General features: G+C 67.0%; 3 protein-coding genes (1 of these 3 only partly in view). All 3 read right to left on the reverse strand.

The features are described 5' to 3' along the window. Tightly spaced (at most 18 nt apart), the 3 genes in view from AB0L58_RS37960 to AB0L58_RS37970 form a layout consistent with a single transcriptional unit that may run on beyond the window. Positions 1-15,379, reverse strand: the beginning of a protein-coding gene (locus AB0L58_RS37960; RefSeq protein WP_364395155.1) for a helix-turn-helix domain-containing protein. Its footprint begins 16,265 nt before the window's first position; the window shows 15,379 of its 31,644 coding nt (coding positions 1-15,379); the start codon lies at positions 15,377-15,379; its stop codon lies beyond the left edge, outside the window. Positions 15,380-15,388: 9 nt separating this feature from the next. Next, positions 15,389-16,951, reverse strand: a complete 1,563-nt coding sequence (locus tag AB0L58_RS37965; RefSeq protein ID WP_364395157.1) for a hypothetical protein — start codon at positions 16,949-16,951, stop codon at positions 15,389-15,391. Positions 16,952-16,969: 18 nt separating this feature from the next. Further along, on the reverse strand, positions 16,970-18,355 hold the full coding sequence (locus AB0L58_RS37970) for a hypothetical protein (protein ID WP_364395159.1): 1,386 nt from the start codon (positions 18,353-18,355) through the stop codon (positions 16,970-16,972). Positions 18,356-18,809 lie beyond the last annotated feature (454 nt).

The raw sequence follows: 18,809 nt of genomic DNA on the forward strand, positions 1-18,809 counted from the left end.
ACCCGGGACCAGCAAACCCACGCGCACCAGGGAAATCCTCGAACGGCCTGCTACCGACCAGACCGGCCGGTGGAGTCTCCCGCGGCGGACGGTCGGCCTCGTGTTCCGGCGTGGTCTGCGGCGGCGGAGGTTCGGCGCTCACATAGTCATGGATCACCCACTGCGGCGTACCGACCACCGGGCCATGAATATGTGCTTCGGTAAAACCGACGGCAAGCGCCTCTATCTCGTCGAGTTCCGTTTTCTCATTGTCGGTAAAGGCGTAACGCGGCAGTTGAGCAAGCCAGTCCTGCTTGGGCTCGTGGACCAACCCGAGTCCCGACAGTTGCTCCCACGCCTCGTCCAACCGCTGCGATAGGTTCTCCGACAGCGGCCGCCCGCCGGCCGCGATCGGGTGGACATCCATTGCGTGCACGAACTCGTGCACGGCGTCATGGTAAAAGGGCTTGTCGCCATACGGAGCGAACCCGACTTCACGCATCCAGATACCGCGTTTGGCATGGACTTCCGCGTCGGCCACGTCGCGGATGCTGAAAGCGATCCTGTTGGTCCGACCCCGTGCTGCAGGATCCCAAAGGGGGTACGCTATCGCGCTGGCATCCGCATCCCAGCCGATGTAGTCGATCCGTAGTTCGCGGATGTTGGTCCGGTCGGGGAATCTGCCCAACATCTCATCGAGTGCCCCGAGAATCTCCTCGACGACGCCGACGGTCACATCCGGATGGTCGAACCCCACCATCGTGAAGTGCGGATAGTTCAGGGTGAACACCTCGACCAACCGTGCCTTGGCCTCCGCCTGCTCATCGAGGCCCGCACGATGTGTGACCTCCTCAGGGGTGTGCACGGCATGCCGCTCGGCCTGCTCCAATGCCGCGACGTAGCCAGCGTGAATTTCGGTCAGCGCCTGCCGGTCCCGGTCGTTGGGAATTGTCCAGATCCATGATTCGAGGCCCAACACCCGCTCACGAACGGCCGCGATCTCCGACCTCGAGATGGCGTGGTCCAGCCACACCTGATGACTACCGGTACGCCGCACGAACATTCCCGCGAAAATGCTGGGCGGCTCGACACCGAACCCGCGCCGGGAGCGTCCGACCATCACCTCCTTGCCGGGACCCACCCACCACTGCCCCGACGTCCGGACCGCTCCGGTCACCGCGTCGAACAAGCCGATCCGCCGTGCCGAATCGGAGTCCAGAATCTCCCGCTCCGACATATCGGCACTGTCCGCTGGCCACGCAGGAGAGGTGAATTCCCGATAGACGACAAAATCATCCGACGTCCAAGCCACCTGCGCGACCGGGGCGCGCATAGCCGCGGCGACCTCGGAATGCAGCACCTGCACCAGCGCGTCCAACGAAGTCTCATACGTCTCGCTGAATATCCGCAGGCCGTTGCCGAACGCCACCTCCTCGACCCGCACCCCCGGCTCACCCTCCACCATGAACCGTTCCACCACACCGGAATCCAGCCCCGCCGACACCAACTCGCCGAAACCAGGACCAGCGAACATACGCTGATCGGGCTGGTCGCCCTCGAACGGCCTGCTGCCGATCAGACCACTGCTCGGGTCCGGTCGACCATCGCGCGGTGGAGTCGTCTCGCCGAGTTCGGCGAGTAGACCATGAACCGCGGCCGTCACCGTCGGTGCGAAGTCGGGCAGGGGCGCAATCAGCTCGGATTCGGCGTCGCTGCTGCCGGAGATGATCCGATCGGTGACGACTCCCTGGACGGCGGCGGCGAGCAGCCGGGCGGTGTGGTCGTCGATCTCGCCGACGGCTGCGGCGAGGTGGTCGGCCAGCATCATCCGGTGCCGGTCGTGCAGCGGGCCGTGCGCACGAAGGTCGAGGTGTAGGACGCGGGCCTCGTCCGGGTGCTCGGCCAGGGCGGTGAGGTAGGCGCGGATGGCGGTATCGAACCGGGATCGGATATCGCCTCCCGCGGTGTCGGGCCAGGCTGCCCGGGTCGCGGTTCGCAGGCGTTCGAGGGCCGCGGCGCAGGCGGCTTCGAATCCGGTCTCCTTGTCGGAGAACAACTCCCGGTAGGCCTGTGCGGATACTTCGGCGCGCCGCTGGACTTCCTCCAGCGACATCGCGGTAAAGCCTCGTTCGGCGGCCACAGCGATCAACTGAGTCGAAATCCGTTCCTGCTCATCGGGTTTCGACTGTTCGAGTGGTATGGAGCGCTGCCGACGTGGCTGTGGGGCATCGACCTCGGCGGCGGACTGCGGATCCGGTGTCCTCATGCCATTCCGGAAGAGCGCGGCGAGACCGCTGCGTAGGCGCGGTACCGCGGCGACGTCGCCGGTCGCGACCCAGTCGGCAAGGATCCCGTGGACCGCTGCCGCGAGGGCACGACGCTCCGGCGTGAGTACGGTCGTCTCGTTGCGCACGTTCGCGACCGTGGCGGCGATCGCAATCGTCACATCCGCCAGGACATCGGCGCGGACGACGGGGTCGAGGGCGACTCCCTCGACGAGCAGCATGCGCGCAGTGGCCGGCCGCGCTGCCAGGGCGCTCACATACGTGGTCACCGCCACGTCGATTCGGGTGGCGCGGTCCGTCGCCGCTGCGCGAACCTCCTCGCCGACCAGGTTCCGCAGATCGGTCAGCGCCTCCCGATGCGCCAGGCGGAAAGCGCTGCTGGTGGTCCGGAAGTAGTAATGGAACGCGTCGGTGGAGATCCGCGCATGGCGGCAGACGTCGTCGACGGTGGTCGCGCCGAACCCCAGGTCGAACACTGTCGCCACGAACGCCCGCAGGATACCGTCCATCGAATCATCCTGCTGCACAGCAGTTTTCGTGGGGGAGAACAACCATTCGCCGGCCTCTGCCGTCGCGAGCAGGACGGGCAATGGATCCGGCGCCGGCTCGAACACAACACCCGCACTGCCGAGGATGGCCGCCCGCACCGCGGGATCGGATTCCATCGAATCGGCCACCGCGAGTATCCGCAGGTAATCTTCCTCTTCGCCGCGCGCCACCACACTGCCGGACTCGAACGAAACCTGGGTCCGTGAGTGCCCCACCTCCGGGCGTGAGTGCCGGTCGGTGTTCCGTGCGGCGTGCACGAGCTTCCTCGCGCTTTTTTCGCGGGTGTACGGCCGCATCAGACCCTGCAATCCGCGGGCCGCCGCCCATGCGCCGGGCAGGTCATCGAGTACGGAGCCGAGTTCCGACACCCAGTTGTCGATCGGCACCTGGGCACCGAGAGGCTGTTCGACCAGGTTGAATCGTTCCGCCAGGTCGCGGTAGTCCCCGAGTTCGGCAAGGAAACGGCCTACTCCGCTGGATGACGAGACAGCGACCGGCACGCCTTGCTCGATCGCCTCGGTTGCTACCCCGCCGAATCCCTCGGCACGCGACGGCATTACCACGATGGTCGCCGCGCGGATGTCGTCGCGCAGCTTCCTACGGCTCGCTGTATACGGCCGCACCTCGACCGCATCCGGGTCACCCACCAGCCTGGCCAACTTGGCGTGGGCGGCTTCGACACCGTCTTTCGGGAAGCCTCGCACCACCAGCCGCACATCACGACCCTGCGCGCGCAACCGCTGCACCACCTCGGCGGTCTCCGCAGCGCCTTTCAGGTGGTCGTCCACCCGGCCGAACAGCAGAATCCACGCCGGGTCACCGGGTGCGGGCTCCGGTGGCTGCTCGGCTATCTCCAGGCTCGGCTGTAGTTGGTGCACCGCGCCGTGCCCCGCCATGACAGCCGCCGACAGCGCATCCGTGGCCAGCACCGGTCCCAGGCCTGTCACCAGATGTGCACGCCGCGCCAAGTAGCTGCGGGCCGCGACATCGGCGCGACCGTTTTCCGGGCTGTACATGAGGGTTTCCCACAGCATCGGTGTCAGGTGGTGGACGCTCACGAGTCTTGCGGCGGGGTACCGAGCCTGGGCCTTCAATGCCGCTGTGAGGCCGTCGTCCTCGGCGTGCACAATCACCAGATCCACCGACCCCGGCAAATCGTCCGGGCCTCCGTCGAACCGCTTCCACCGACTCGCCTCGGAGACGCGGTCGCGGGCGCTGTACACCTTCACACCCGAGAGCCGGGAACCACGCGCGATCTGGTCGGCCGAGACGATCACCTCGTGCCCGGCCGCCGCAAGCCCCTGACACAATGCCCAGTTCACCGCGTACAGACCTGCCCAGCCGCGGCCCCAAACGTTGCAGCACACCAGAATCCGCTGCCGGGTGAGGTCGAGCCGAACCCGATGTCGGACCTGGCCCCCCGGCAGGGGAGCGGCGGTGTCGACGTCGATGCGGCCGTCCACGTCGGACAGCTCGCGGCGCAACTGCGCCGCGGTCACACCTGGAGCGGGATCGGTGGCGTCCGGTCGGGTGTAGTCCAACTCGGCGAGCAATCGGCGCCGACCGTCGGCTTCTTTGGAGGAGGTCACGACGAACACGACGTCAGCCCCGGCATGGGGCACGGTGAGTTCCGCGAGACGGGCCACCGCATCGACAATGTCCTCGCGCGCCCGCGCGTCGCCCGATTCGGGCAGGCGCGCGGCGACAGCGTCGGCGAGGGTGCCGGGGTCCGATGTGTCGGCGCCCGGCCCGATGACCAACTGCCAGCCGAAACCGCTGTGCTCCTCGCGCATCTCGGCCGCGTGCAGCCGGGAGTCACGATAGGCGTCCAGCGGTGTATAGCCGGGGTCGCTCGCCAGGCGGTCGGCGATCTCCCGCGCCTTCGCGGCGTGGTCGCGGCGTATGTCCCGGTTCGCGAGCAGCCACCCGTCCGGTGGCCGGTATCCGCTGTCGGGGTCAGCGAAATCGGCGCGGCTACGCAGGCGGTTGATGAGGGCCTGGCGCTCGGCGACGTCGGTGCCCGCAGTGCCCGAGTCGGACAGGACCCATTGCACGACGGCCTCAGGTTCCGACAACGTCTGCAGGCCCGCGCCGGCCACCCATCTGGCAACGCGCATCGCCGTTTCGAACTCGCCGTCGGTGATCTCCTCCCAGCGCTGCCGCAGCTCGTCCACGGCCGCGGGCGACGCCGTGGTCTGGGTCCCGGACCGCGCATCGAATCCGATGCCGCTCACCGCGAATCCGAGCATCCGGGCGACACTCGCGGCACAGCCGTGCGCCAGGGCACGGGCATGCAGCAGTTCCGCCGACCGCACGGTGACCAGGCGCTGCGGATGGCCGCCGTGCCGCCTGCCGCCGTCCGCGAGATCGCGCCAGGCGTCCGCGATCATCGCCGCCATGATCTCGCCGAGGTCGGCGCCCTGCAGCACCCCGTTGTCCATGACACGGCGCAGGTCTGTGGCCACCCGTATCCCGTCGCCATGCCGGTTCGCCGCACCGGGCTCCCACAGCGCGGCGGCGGCGTCGTGAATGTCATCGGCGCGACCGGCGTCCGCACGGTCGAACAGCCTCCGGTTGATATATAGTCCCTCGGCCACCAACCCCACCCCGCGCCGGACTTCCGGATCAGCGAGCTGCTCCGGAGACACCCGCGATCCGAGGATCTCGGTCACCTCATCGAGTTCCCGACCGATCACCTCCGTGGGCAACGGCGGAGACGCCGGGCTCACCAGGTCATCGGCGCTCCAATCTGCCGAAGCCCCCGGCAGCCCCCGCTCCCACATCCACCCGTCCGGGCGACCGCCCGGATGCTCCGATGGCCGACTGCCGATGCGACTATCGGGCTCGCGGTGCTGCTGCTCTGCGGTGGGCGATCCGACGAGGTAAGCGCATTCGCTGACGTCGTAGCCGTTGAAAATCGTGTCCGAAGGATCGACCCGGATCGGAGTCAGTTCGGGGCGCGCTTCGGCCAGGTACCCGTAGAGCACGGGGCGATTTGTTGCCGCGTCGCCGCAGCGATCGTCTATGACGATCGCGAGGCGACGTCCCCTGGCCCTCGCGATGCCGTGCGCCCAATCGGTGAACTTGCTGTAGAAGTCCGTGACGGAGACGTGGTTGATATATGTCTCCAACGGATTGAGGCCGCGGATGAGGAGGAGGGGCTCACCGGATGCGCTGGTGGTCTCGATGAGCAGGCCCGCGCCGGCCAGAGCGCTGCGCGCCGGGTCGTCGGGATTGCGGACCATGATGGCGGCCGTCATATTCGGCATCGCCTCGGCGACCGAACGATACTTACCTGCCCAACAGGCACTGGCAATATGCCCGGAAAGCTCGAGCAGCGGCCCCCGTGTCGGAACGAACCGCAGCCGAGTGGTATCGCTCGCGACTCCGACGCCTTGGGTGCGCGCTATCGCTTCGTCCAGCGCCACGACACTCGTCATCCGCCGGAAAGTTTGAGCGCCCCGCCGGTGTGAGAAATACTGTGCGAACACCTCCTGATTGGTGATGTGCTCCACAAATTCCCGGACGAGAGTGATATCCTCCAGCGTCGGTTCGCCCGCCCCGATATGTCGCAGCCGATCGACCCATTCCGGATGCCGCTGCATCGCCCAGGCAAAGCAGATTGTCCGCAGGTCGTCATGCAACTCACCGACACGAGCCAATCGCTGAAAATTATTCTCGAAATCCTTGAGTGAACGCAGCGCGGGAAATTGGTTCGCGGCATTATCTTTTGGCGCGATGAGTTGCTTCAACTCCTGTGCACGGGCCACCATATTCCGATGCGCCGCGTCATTCACGGGCGAGCCGTCGGCGAGCCTGCCCGAAGCGATGGAGTTCTCCAATGTGCCGGTATGGTCGGCAATGTCGCGTCCGAGCTTGTCGAGCAGATGGGTGATCGGCCGGCGCGTGTCCGTCATGGCCGAGCGCGCATCCTGAAGATTCTTCGCCAGCCGGGCGAAACGTGTCAGCACGTCCTCGGTCCATTGCGGCCCCGACGCACTGTCGCGAGTCCGCAGTTTGGCGACTTCGACCACATCGCTGGGTCTATAGGCCTCGGGCATCGGTGCGATACGGTCTTCCGCCCCTGCCTCGTGGTGGTGGCGGAGCAATTCGCGCAGCGACGCAATGTCATTGCGCCCCCAGACGATCGACTCATAGTGAGTGACGTCGATCAGCAACCGCGCGAGGAAGTCCGAAGACTGCACCTTCGCCAGACTCTCTGCCGACAGACGCGCACCTTTTACTTCGCTCATGAAGGAGCGCGCAATGTCTTTCAGCTCACCGAGGACCGCCTCGCCCGAACGCTGCAAGCCGAGTGCACTGCGCGCGACACCATCTGCACCGTCTGCCATCAGAACGCGAAGGCATCGGGCAAACTCCGGCGTCACGTCTCGGACGAACTCCATCGCCGCGCGAATCGTCGGTGGCCGCTGACCGACAGGGAGCGCACGCACCGTCTCCACATAACAAGCGAATTCGCGACCGCTCGGACCTCGGATGTAGAGGTCCTCCACGTCGCGCAACTGCTGCGCGGTGAATTTCACCTCCGCCCGCACATCGTCCGGGATGTTTGCGATTTGACGGGTCCGCAGAAACTCGCCCGCGAACGTCCGGGGGACCGAGCCGGGGGAGAGATCATCGATGGAGACGAGTACCTCCCAGGCCCGATCGTGTCGGCGCGGATTCTTCGACACATACCCGTCGAACATCGTGAGTAGACGCAAATCAACAGCGCCGGCCGGAATTTCCGCAACTCGGCGCAACTCCTGTCCGACGGCGTAGAGATCGGCCGCAATCGCTCCCGATATCCTTTTCTCGAAATACGGTGCGAACCCAGGGTTGTTCGCGGCGATCTTTCGCAAAGCATCGATTATCTCGGATTTCGCCAAGAATTCGACTCCGGCGCCGATCGTCGCACCACTCCAGTGAATGGAATTCACCATGTCGAGCAGGATTCTGATCGCCAACGGAGTCGAAATCACGTCCAGGATCTCGGGATTGGCGGCAAGACTGACCTGAGTCTGCTGCCTGTGGAGGTAGCGGTCGAGCAGATCGCTATCGCCCAGGTCGGCTTCGAGTTCGGCGAACATCCGGGTGCGCTCGAACTCGTCTGCGAGCAGGTGAAAGAAGTGGACTAGTCGTTTATGCTCGTCGATCGGTCGGTCGGTCAGCCCCCGGATGAGGAGTTCGAAATCGTCCGTGCTCAGCAATAGGCGGGATGCGAGCCGCGCGAGTTCCCCCGCGACATCCGTCGGCGGGACGGCCGGATCGAACGCATGCTGCGCGGACGAGAAGTTTTCCCGGAACCAGCCATGCACCATGCGCTGGGCATCTCCGAACTCGAGTTCACCACGGGTCAACCAGCGGGCAGCGGTGATGTCCTTCGCGTCGACACCCGCAACGGTCCGCACGGACGCATCGACCACCACCATGCCGGCTTCGGTGATCGTCGACGGACCTGCGGCACGCACGTCCAACGCCACCGCCTCGAGTGCGGACGGCAGCCGCCACACGCACCGCTCACCGTCGCGGAAGACCTCCTTGACCACCAGGAACCGCTCGACTCCGGTGGTATCGACATGCCGGGCCAGCACGTCGGCAGCAGGTGACCGGACGCCGGGGTAACGCTGAGCAAGAAGCTCGATGACCTCCTCGCCCGAGGGACCGCCGAGGATAAGGGTGCCAGGGGGCGCGCCGAAGACTCGGGCCAGTTCGTCGTCCAGTTGTTCGGTGAGGGCGGCGAGCCTGTTTTCGTGGTAGTGCGCCTGGTCGGTACCGCGGGCGATCATGGTGAGGTCGGCGAACGCCGTCGCCCATCTCGTGGTGTTCCCGTCTTCGGAGTTCCACCTGTAGTCGTCCAGCTCGTGCCTGCTCAGCTGTGCCGGGTCGCGGCCGATGGCGGCACGAAGTTCCGCCGTCGCCACATCGAGCAGGCTGTCGAGCCGGGTTCGGCTGGTCGAGCCGGGACGGACGTCGAACCACACCAGCCCCTGAAAATCGCAGGCCCTCTGAATTCCGGCGGTGTCGGTCGCGTCCAGTGCGTCCTCGTGGATTTCCAGCTCCGCGGTCAGCGACTCCAGGCGGTTCGCCAACTCCCTTCGCATCCTGGCCGCGTCGTCGGTCGGTTCAGCGTGTCGCAGGATGGCGCTGCGCTGCTCATCGGCGCCGAGTCGCGCCGCCAGTTCGTCGAAGCAACCGAGACGCCAAGCAAGCAACGCGACGCGGTCGGCGCTCTCGAGGGCCCGACGGCTCACCACGAACCGGTCTGCGGCAGAGTGCACCACGCCAGGTGCATGGCGGGGCGCGTCGGTGCTGCTGGTCCATCCCATGCGCTCATCGACGTACAGGCCGTGTTCGGCAATGGCGCGTCCCGTCGGATTCGCCAGCATGCGCCGCTCATTGAGCTGTGCCCACACCTGCCGCCGACGCGAGTCGGCGGCAAGCTCGTCGGGACGCAGCCCCAGCAACTCGGCCAGCCGGTGCCGATCGACGACCTGCCGGGTCGCCCAAGCCCGCAGCACCGGCGAACCCGGCTGCAGGGCCGTCGACAACGGCTCCCCGAACCTGGCACTCAGCCAGTTCCCCGCGACGCTGTGGTATTGCCTGGTGCGCTGCCGGTAGCGCTCATACGCCGATCCCGACCCCCCGTCCGTCGGCCGCGCTCCGATCCGGCCGTCCGGGAAAAACTCGCCGCGCAATGCGATCGGTTCGCCGTCGACGAGCGGGCGCTCGGTGCCATCGGGTTCGAGGCGGATCCCGAATCCCTTGTCCCACTTGCCCACCGAGCCAGCAGGGACGTCAACCTCCGTAGCCAGGCTGTCGGCGGTGCCCTCGGGCGGGCTGCTGCCTATCTGAGCACCGGGTGCTCGGTGCTCGGTGCCCGGTGCCCCGATGTCACCTGGGGCGACCTTCATGCTTTTCGCGAGTGTCCGCGCGTCGGAAGTGGTCGCTGCCGCGCTGTGGAGGCGGGCCAGAATGTCAGGGAGGGGGAGGCTTGTTTCTGTCCGCTCGGCCCGGATGTTGTGGATGAGCCGTCGGGTGTCGTCGGCGGCGACACCATCGATATGTGCGCGCATGTCGGCGCGCCCGACGTATGCCCTGGCGGCCTGCTCGGCCGCGTCGGGTGTCAGCCCGTGCTGGTTCACCAGAGTGGTCCGGTGCCCATCTCGAGAGGCCGTTTCTCGTCGCTGTCGGTACTGCTCGTAGCACCTCATCACGAAATGCCGTGCGTCCCGCGCTATGTCCGGGCCGCATTGGATACCGGCAACCACGGCGAGGGCCATCTGAAGGGCCTCCGGCATGGCCGAGACTGTCGCTGATTCCTGCCGGGTTTCGAGCGAGGGCTGGGCCGGGTCCAGGGTTTCATGCGGGCGGCTGCCGATGCGGGCGGGTTCGGCCGACCAGGAAATGTTCGACTTGTCGTGCGCGTCGGTCCTCGCCGGCAGACCAGGTGTGCCGTCGCCATCGACCGGCCAGCCCGGCTGTATCGAGTTGATTTCCTGCACCAGCTCCGCACTGACCTCGACGCCTTGGAACCGGGCCCGGGTTTCGGCGGCGGGTGCGACGCGGTGCGACCGGGCGACGAGGTTGCCGTCGACGTCGAAATCGATGGTTTCGAATCTGCGTTGGTGCGGGGACAGTCTGCCGATGAACTTTTGCTGGTCGTCTCGCCATGTGTCGAACGGGACGGCCTTGTCCAGCAGCGCGCGGCGGTTGCGGAGGTCTTTCGGGCGGTAGTCGGTGCGAGTGTCGCCGTCTCGTGAGGCCGCGAGGTCGACCACGACCAGTTTCGGGGCCTCGCCCGGCTCGCTGTCGTTGACCACCAGCACCATGTGGTCGTCGGCGTCGGTGCTGCCTGTGACTGCGGTGTCTTTCCATTTGTAGACCAGGACTGTGATGCCTCCCGGCCGAGTTTTCAGTGATTTGGCCACCTCGTCCAGCGATCCGGCATTTGCGAGTGGGGCGCCGAACACCTTCTTGACAGCGTCACGGCCGTGGCCTGCCAGTGTGCTGGACGGCATTTTGATGTCGCGCCCGCTCAACAAGCGCATGCCGGTCACGGCGTTGTTGACGCAGTTGTTGGGGCTGCGGCGGTGTATCCGCTCGACGAGGTCGAGCAGGGCCGCAGTGGCGAGATAGTGTGACGCCGCGGCGATAACGTCCTCGGTTACCGGATTTTCGGTTACCTGGTCCACCCATACGGGGTTCGCCGATATGGCGGCGGCATCACCGCGAGAGGTTTCGTCGCTGGCGGCCGACTCGGCGGTGCCCTCGGCGGGTAAGTGGTGGCTGACCGCTTCGCCCAGGATTTCGCGGGCTATGGCGGGGGAAAGGTCGGAGGCTGGATAGCCCAGCACTTTCGCGAGGTTGTTTCTCGCATCGGTCAGGGCGGGTTCGACCAAGCGCATGCCTTCGGCACCTTCGATGGCCTCGATATCCCAGCCGAGTTTCCCGGCCAGACGGTCCCGCTGCGGTACCAACTGGTCCAAGGCCTGCTCGTCGGTGAGCCGCGCGTACTGCAGAGCCGCCCCGGGTGCGGTCGCCTCGACATCCTGCTGCAACGCCTCCACCGCGGCGGCCGGCAGGCCGGTCTGCTCCAGCAGCCTGTCCAGCGGGTCACCAGCGCTGTCCTGTTCGAGCGCGGCGGCGGTCCCAACGACGGCTGCGGCCGGGATCCCCAGCAACCCGGCCAGGCGCGCGGCCTGGTCCGGCGGGTGGTCGGGCTGACCGATCCGACCGATGTCTGTGCTGCCCTGGTAGCGGAACATCTCGGCGGCGGCCACAACGGTGGCCGGGTTGTCGGTGACGTACGCGTGGTGACGAATGAAGTCGGCGGTGGCGTGGCGGAGAGCACGCTCTTGCAGTTCGGGCACCAGGGAGCGGAGATTGTGGCCGGCCTCGACCAGGTTGTTGTGATTTTCGGGGGTGGGGTCGGTGCGGTGGGCTTCGGCGACTTGTTCGTAGCGGACCGCCGCTGTGCGCACCCCGTGCAGGTGCATGGCCCTGCGGATCAGCGCGTCCTGCGGCGATATCAGCGCCTGCGCGGACCCGCGGTCCCCGTTGCGGGCGGTGCGGTTCTTGGCCTGCTCATGGATGTAGGACTGCTCGGGGACTTCGGTCATCCACACGAACATGCCGCCCTTGGCCTGCACGGCTTCCGACACCGAGATATCGACACCGCGCTGTCCCTGCCGGTTGATCACCAGGATCTTGCCCTGCTCACCGGCGGCATCGAAGATCTTCTGCAACTCGGCTTCCCACCCCGCGCCCCACCCGGCGATCCGTTCGGCGTCGACCGCCTCGATCGCCTCCCTGGGCACCCCCTGGCGCACCAATGCCTGCACTTGCCTGTCGACCAGATCGTTGCGATGGCACAAGATTTCCTGGGATCTGCCCCGGCCGCCTTGCCATACTCTGTGCGCGCCTTCGGCGATGGTGCCCAGCTTGGCGCGGGTGTTCGCCACCACCTCGGGGGCGCCCTCCATCAACCGCTGCTCCTGAGACCGGCCGACCAGGTGCGCTTGCTCCAGACCGTAGATCTTTTCCAGCACGGGGTCGAGGTCCGCGAGCGTGCCCGAGGCGCCGGTGACCTCATCGAAAAACCGGTCCTCCGGGCGGCCCGCCGTGCGATAGATTTCTACCGCGTTGATGCTCTTGGCCGAGTCGGCGTCGGCGCGCACCACGATCTGGTGCTGCTCGGCGCCCATCCCGATGGCCTCAGCCGCCCGGATCTCCTTGGCCTCGACGGCCTGAGCCAGGCTCGCCTTGCCCTGCTCGGCGCTCCACCGTGATTCGCTCGAGGTCTTCGGGTTGCGTTGCAGACCGTGTTCGCCCTGATCGATGATGACGATCTTGCCCGCGTCCATCACATAATGGGTGCTCTTGCGGCAGGTGAACTCGGCGGCGGCGGCCGTCTCGAGCCGCGATAACCCCATCCCTTCCAACCACTGTTTCCCGCCCGCAAGCGCCTCGACCTTCTCCCGTCCCCCCGGCGTCAATTCCGCCCGACCGTCGTACCAGTACTCGACCCCAGGGGTTCCGTCGGAGTGCAGGTCGACTTCCTCGACGATCCGCGTGAGACCGAAATCCTCATGCGACAACGCCCCCTTCGCCAGCGCGTCGGCGAGGAAATCGTGCGCGGCGAACACCTCGCGTGCCGTCGCCTCTGGCGCGGCCTGCTCCACCCCCTCCGACCGGAGAAACTGCCTCTCACCACGGTCGATTATGCTGTCCATCTCATCGATCAACACATGGCGCGGCGGCCGGTGACCGGCATTGCACAGATGCCCGACCGTTTCGCCGGTGGCCACCACGACCGCCGGCCGACCGCGGGTGACCGGCCCGAAACCCTGCTGCTGGTCGGCCCGGAACACGTCGATCCCGAAATTGGTCAGCAGCCGTCGATACTCGGTGAATTCCCGGTGGGCCAGCCCATCGGCGGTCGTCACCAACAGACACTCACCGCGATGCACTGCTCGTTGCATTGCCGCCGCTATGAACACCAGCGACTTGCCCTCGCCCGGCTTCATCTCGACCGGACGTTTGGCCAGCGCGTAGACCCCCTCCGCCTGCTCGACCCGCAATACCATCCCCCCCGGCACGGCGTCGCTGATCGTGCCGCGCCGAATGATCTCCGTTGTCGCGATCATCGACTTCTGCGTGTCGGTGTCGAACAATCCGGCCTTCAACACCTCGTCCGGCAGGTTGCACAACCGCAGCTGCTCCGGGATCTGATCACCGGAACCGGCGTGGAAATCGGCCAACAACTCGACCGCCTGATCACGAGCGCTCGGCGTCGGCGAATCGGGACTGTCGACCGGATCCGCAGCCGGGTCGGCCGGCGCCTCGTCGCCCGTTCGACCCGCCAGGACGCTGCGTTCGGCCCCGGGAGCATGGTCCGCATTCCCTGGCAACCGGTGTTCACCGGTGGCAGATGTTTCGGGCCCGTCTCCGGTTCCCGTGGCTGGGTGCGCGTCGACCGGGGTCTCGTGGCGGGGCTGATCTGCCGCCGCACTCAGCTTCCCGGCGTTGTCATGCTCGTGATTCCCTGGTGATCGGTGTACACCGGCGGCAGGTGTTTCAGGCTCGGTGCCGACCTGACGGGCCGGGGTGCTCGTCGAAATCTTCGGCGGCGCCGACGTTTCCCCACTGGCCTCGACGGGGCGTGGCGCTGTCGCATTCGTGCGGGTCACCGATTCGCCCCGCTGCGGACTCGGCGCGCTCGTCTCCGAACGCCCTGCGGAGTCGAGTCCGACCGGAGCCCGGCCGGTCGCCGCATTGTGCGGCATCGAGCCCGATACCGCGGGCGACCGTTCGTCGGACTTTACCGGCCCGGTGTTTCCGCGCGTGCCGGACGCGGGTACCTCTGCTTGCTCGCCCCCGGTAGCCGCGGGATGCGAGGCCGCCGCCCATGCCGCCTTCGCGGCCGCCCACGCCTGCTTCGATTCCGCGGACACCTCGACCGGTGGGAGAACCGATCTCGGCGACGTGGTGTCCTCGCTGTACATGGCTGCGGGCAGGTCGGGCCGGGTGAAAGCCCCACCGCCGTCGGTCACCGCGTCCGCCGGCGCCGCCGATCCCGGGTGAGTGGCGGTGTGAGCGTGCACGACGCCAGCGAAGCCGCCGTTGAGCAACGGCGCCAGCACATGATCGAAATGGTCCGGCCAACCGGTCACCCACGTGGCCGCACCCAAACCCGCCAGCGCGCCGGCAGTGCCACGCACCAACCCGAGGGCCAACCGGCTGCCCTCGATACGGGGTAACACCTTCGGCGCGATCTGGCCCGCGGCCATGCCGCCTACCACACCGCCCGCTCCCGACAAGGCAGCTACTTTGATCGATGTCAGATCGATACCCGTCGGATTCTTATCGTCCGGTCCGATCAGGGCGCGGGTTCGGTCACCGGACTCGACCTGCAGTGCCTGCACGCCCGCGTCGACGCCCACCGGCAACGCGGCGGCTTTACCCAACGTGACAGGGAACCGGAGCGGCCCCAGCGTGGACAGCCGGGCCGCCGTCTTCGCCGCGCCCATCTTGTAGGCCTGCTCCAGGCCCGCCCGCATCAGCGCGACCTCGCCCCGGCCCTCGACCAGCATCGACTCCACCACCGGAGCAGCCGCCACTTCCCCGGCCGGACCGGCAGCGGCGGCACCGGACAGCACAGCGAAGATCCGCCATGCCAACTCGATTCCGAAGACGAACATCACGCACAGCGTCTTCTCCGCATCGTTGGCGGCCGCCTGCGTCTGATCGGCCAGGGCCAGTGCGTCGTCGCTGAGCCTGGCCGCTCCATCCTGGTGTAAACGTAACGTCTCGCGCAGCCGGTCGCCGAGCATACCGACTGTATTCTCTTGTGCCAGTAACGCTTTCGCGTCCTCCGAATTATCGCTGAGCGCAGCTGCCTTTGCCCGGAACTCTCCAGCCATTCGACGCATCCCGGAAATATCGGCACGCGGCAGCTCTCCTCCGAACACCACCACCTCGATCGGACGCCGCACCGGAGTGGGCAAACCCTCGAACGAGTTCCGCAGCTCCACGACCGGGTTCAGCAACAACGAACCGTCCACTGGCACCGCCTACCTCGGCCGCGAGGCCGCGTCGACCAGTACCGCGTGCAGGGTTTTCGCCTGGATGCTGGCTTCGTCGCCGCGATGTACCACTTCGGCGAATGCGGCGCCGAGGGCGCGGCTGACGTCGAATCGGTCTTGGATGGTGGGGTTCTCGGTTACCACGGCACGCCACAGCCGGTAACCACTCACGGTCTCGGCGAGGGTGTGGTGTCGTCCCTGCTGTCGATGTAGGTATTGCGTGATCAGGACGCGTTGTGCCTGCCTGCGCGCGAGACCGCCACCGGCGAAGTCGAGTGCCCGCCCGAATTCGCGAAGCGTGGCCACGTAGATGTCCGGCTCGGCGGCGGTTTCCGCGGTTGCGGTAGCTTGCTTCGGTTGCTGCGCGGTCCGCTGGTCGAGAGTGATCGAGCATGCTGGGCGCTGGGGGTCGTCGGGTCCGGACCTCCAGTGCACTGGTCGTGATTCGGTGTCGAGTTCGGCGATCGCGACGATATCGAGTGTGATGACCGGGTAGTCGGTGAGTACCCGGTCCACCGCGGCCACGAACGCCCGCACGGCCGGAACCTGGAGGTCGGGGGAGTCGAATCCGATGATCTGCACGTCGTGGTGCTCGGCCAGTGTCCGTGCCAGCCACCTGACCATGGGATCGGAACCCGCTCGTCCACCGGAGCCGCGGTGATCACGCCCGCGTGGCGGTTCGTCGGCGGGCTTGTTCGTCCGCGGCGGGGAACCATACCGAGGGCTCGGGGAATTCGGCTGGGCGCCCGCAGGCGAGCCGGGTGTCCGGGGCCCTTGCCCGGTCCACGGGGTGTCACGCCGCCCCACGCCGGCCGCTGGCGGCGGTACGGACGTGGCCGCATTCCGTGTGGCGGTTGGCGGGGATACCGGGGCGGACGGAGGGAACACGGTGGGCGATGGTGGACGGCGGCCCGAGTTCGCAGCGGGGTTGTCGGAGGTGCCCCGGCCCTCTCGGCCTGCCCGATCCGGCCCTCGGCCCGTTCGGTCGAAAGGATTCGGGCGTTGCGGATCGCCCTGTGGCGTGGACTGTCGCGTGGACGTATCCGGTGGCCGTGCCCGGTCGGGGGTGGATCGTTCGCTGGGGCGGGCCGGGTCGGTGGGATAGGCCGGGGCGCCCGCCGCCGGAGGGGGCGCTGCCGGATCGGGAGTCACGGCTGGTTGCGTGCCCACAAACGTCGGGGTGGCTGTGCTGGTGTCCGGCATCGGCGCAGCCGGGGCGCCGACGGAGTCGAGGTCCTGAGCTGTGGTGCCGATCCGGCTGGCGGTGGAGGCGTCCTGCGCTTGGAATTGGTTCGCGGCGTCGATGATTCCGGTAGCTGTGCCGTGCAGACTTTCCTGCATCGCCGCCAGATTGGTCAGCAACTGCTCGGCATGCGGTTTGAACTGCTCGGCGAACGCGAGACCCAGATCATCATCACCCCAACTGCCCTCGGCGTGGATCAGACAATCACGCAGTCCCACATAGGTTTGCCCCACCCGGTCACCGAGCTCGGCCAGCCGCGCCCCCTGACTGCGCAGGCTGTCCGGATCCAACCGAACCTCACCGTTCACCTCACCACCGCCTTCCGGTCAGGCTCGGTTGTTCCCACGCAGCCGCAGCCGTCGCTCGAAATCGGTGATGAACACCGACAATGGCACCGACGTGGTCGAACGCTCCACCACACCGTCGTCGGCGACATAGAACACAGCGCGGTCCAAAACCAACTCACCCTCGGGCACCGGCGAACGCACCAACCAGCCCACACTGACCCGATCGGCCCGCAACCCCGACAACGAATAACCCGTCGTGTCGTAACCATGGCGACGGATGTGTTCACGAACCAGATCCAACGCATCGCCCCCGTTCACCCCAGCGGCGTGCTCGGCGACCAGGTCCGCCAGCATGAACTGGAACAAGGCAGCATCGATATCGACATCCGCACCGAAGGCCTGCACGCACGCCTCACGCGTCACCGCCCCCGCCTGCGCCGCCGACACCAACAACTCGACCCCTTCGCGCGTACCGCGCCGGCCCTCCAGCAGGCTGTCCACGACACCGGCCACAGTGGCGACCGTCCACACCGCCGGCAACCCCGGCGCACACTCCGACACCGGCCCCGACCCACCCCGATACCACCGCCCGGCCTCCCACCAGTAACAAAACGACAGCAAACCAGTCGCCACCCGCGGATTCAGCACCGGATCAGCAACCCAAACAGGCGCCCCCGCGAACAACTCCGGCATCGCCGCACCGCCGTTATAGGCAGCGTCCAACACCGGCGCATCCCACACACCACCCGACAACACCGCCCGCCCACCAGGCAGCAAAGTCAACGTCGAACCACTGTGCCCCGAGCTTTCGAAAACAGCCACCGACGGTCCGATCCGCGGCCCCCGCCCCGACCCCACCGCCACAAACGCCGCCGCCAACACCGCCCACCGCGCCCACAACACCCCCAATCCCAGCAACTCACCATCCACGGCCACCGCCGCCACACCCGCACGCTGCTCCGCCCGAATGCTGTTGGCGGCCGCCCGCGGCGACCGCGACAAACGCTCACCACGCCCGATGTAGGCCGCCAACCACACCGGCAACCGATCCCGCGGAAAACACGCCAAATCAGCCAGATACGCCTCCGGCGCGAACAACTGCTCACCCGGAAACGGCTCCGCACCGTAATCGGCGACGATCTCGGCGCCTTTCGCATCGATCCGCACCCCCAACCGCCACCACGGCCCGCCATCCGACCCCGCCGACAACTCCCGATGCCGACGCACCAGCGCCCACACCACATCCGGTACCGGGCACCGAACCGACCGGGTACCTTCATCGGCCACCAGCAACGCCGATTCAGTGACCACCGTCACCGCGAACGACGCCTCCAACCGCCGCCACCCCACCGGCGCGACCTCACGCACCCCCTCCACGATTCGATCGACCAACCCAGCGAAATCCGCACCCCCAGAACTGGTCACTGCACACTCCGACGTACACCGGCGATATCGTTCCGCGGGCGGTCCCCAGCCGCTGCGGTGCCGGGACTGTGATGTATTCGGTGGACAGCCAGGGCCGGGGTCTCCTCGTATCGGTGCCGAGCAATGTTTCGGGGAACCGAGGACCCGCCAGTGATCGGCCCTCCGGTGCGGCTCGTGTCCACTGCCGGTCCTCCCGCCACGGCATAACGCAATCTGGCTGCATGTCAACATGTGTGACTGCGATGCCATTTTCCTATTCACCTCAGTTGATAAAAATGATTGCACCACGCTCGGTCTGGCCTGTCAACGGTCGTGAAGCGATAATGATTCGAAGGCATCAGCAGTTGACGGGAAGGCGTTCGGTGGACGAAACAGTCGCAGTGTTGGCGTCGAGATTGACCCATTTGTTCGACGTCGTGCGCAGACCGGACGGTCGCGAGTTCAGCAACGAGGA

The sequence above is a fragment of the Nocardia sp. NPDC052112 genome, from assembly GCF_040680135.1.
Classification (GTDB): domain Bacteria; phylum Actinomycetota; class Actinomycetes; order Mycobacteriales; family Mycobacteriaceae; genus Nocardia.